1 protein-coding gene is annotated in these 1,571 nt (G+C 71.0%); it reads left to right on the top strand.

Going from position 1 to position 1,571, the window contains the following annotated elements; translation table 11 throughout:
* Positions 1-1,424: alpha-amylase family glycosyl hydrolase (locus GB932_RS01040; protein ID WP_156758923.1), on the top strand; the 1,424-nt coding region annotated here is incomplete at its 5' end.
* Positions 1,425-1,571: the final 147 nt, after the last annotated feature.

Genomic DNA, 1,571 nt, shown 5'->3' with positions numbered 1-1,571 from the left:
GCGATGTGGATCCGAAGATCGGCACGCTGGATGAGTTCGACGAGATGGTCGCCGCGCTGCACGGTGCGGGGATCCGGCTGATCGTCGACATCGTGCCGAATCACTCGTCGAATCGTCACGAGTGGTTCCGGGAGGCGCTCGCGTCGCCGAAGGGCTCGGCCGCGCGCGACCGGTACATCTTCCGTGACGGGAAGGGCGAGAACGGCGAGCTGCCGCCCGCCGACTGGACGTCGATGTTCGGCGGCCCCTCGTGGAGCCGCACGGACGACGGGCAGTGGTACCTGCACAACTTCGCGCCCGAGCAGCCCGACTTCAACTGGCGCAACCGCGAGGTGCGCGATGATTTCCTGACGACGCTGCGCTTCTGGTCGGACCGCGGGGTCGACGGCTTCCGGATCGACGTCGCCCACGCGCTCACGAAGGACCTCCCGGAGGAGCTCCCGACGCAGGCCGATCTCGACGCCATGCCGAAGGACGGGTTCCACCCGATGTGGGATCGCGACGATGTGCACGAGATCTACGCCGAGTGGCGCGAGGTCTTCAACGAGTACACGCCGGCGCGGACCGCCGTCGCCGAGGCGTGGGTCGCGGCCGACCGGCGCGCCCGATACGCGAGCAGCGAGGGCCTCGGCCAGGCGTTCAACTTCGACCTCCTCGAGGCGGACTTCGACGCCGAGCAGTTCCGGCGGATCGTGACGTTCAACCTCGGCCTCGCCGCCGAGTCGGGGTCGTCGACCACCTGGGTGTTCTCGAATCACGACGTCGTGCGCCACGCGACCCGCTACGGGCTGCCGCCGCGGGGCGAGGACGTCGACGTGAAGCAGGGGAGGGACTGGCTGCTGTCCGGCGGCACGGATCCCGTGGTGGACGCGGACCTCGGCCGGCGTCGCGCCCGCGCGGCGACCCTGTTCGAGCTCGCCCTCCCCGGCAGCGCGTACCTGTACCAGGGCGAAGAGCTCGGCCTGCCGGAGGTCGCGGAGATCCCCGACGCCGCGCGTCAGGACCCGACCTTCTTCCGCAGCCCGGGCGCCGACGTCGGTCGCGACGGCTGCCGCGTGCCGCTGCCCTGGGCGACGTCGGGCGAGTCGTTCGGCTTCGGCCCCGGCGGCGCCCACCTGCCGCAGCCGGAGTGGTTCGGCCAGCTCTCCGCAGAGGCGCAGGACGAGGATCCGTCGTCGACGCTCGCGCTGTATCGCGAGGCCCTGGCGCTGCGACACGAGCTGCAGGGCGCGGAGGAGCTCAAGTGGCTCGACGAGCTCAGCGGGGGCGACGTGCTCGCCTTCCGACGGCCGGGCGGCTGGGTCAACGTGACCAACTTCGGAACGGAGCCGGTCGACCTGCCGGACGGTGAGCTGCTGCTCGCGAGCACTGACATCGCCGATGGCCGCCTCCCCGGCGCGACGACCGCGTGGATCCGCGCATGAGCGCGGACTCCGCGACCATCGAACGTCAGGACACCGCGATGACCTCCGAGGCCGAGACGCTGTACGCGTCGACCGCGACCGGTTCCGACTGGTGGCGTCAGGCCGCCGTCTATCAGATCTATCCCCGGTCGTTCGCCGATGCGAACG

Origin of the sequence: Microbacterium karelineae, from assembly GCF_009745985.1 — a bacterium.
GTDB lineage: Bacteria > Actinomycetota > Actinomycetes > Actinomycetales > Microbacteriaceae > Microbacterium > Microbacterium karelineae.
Note: the sequence above shows the minus strand (reverse complement) of the source record. Positions and strands in the feature narration are given on the sequence as shown.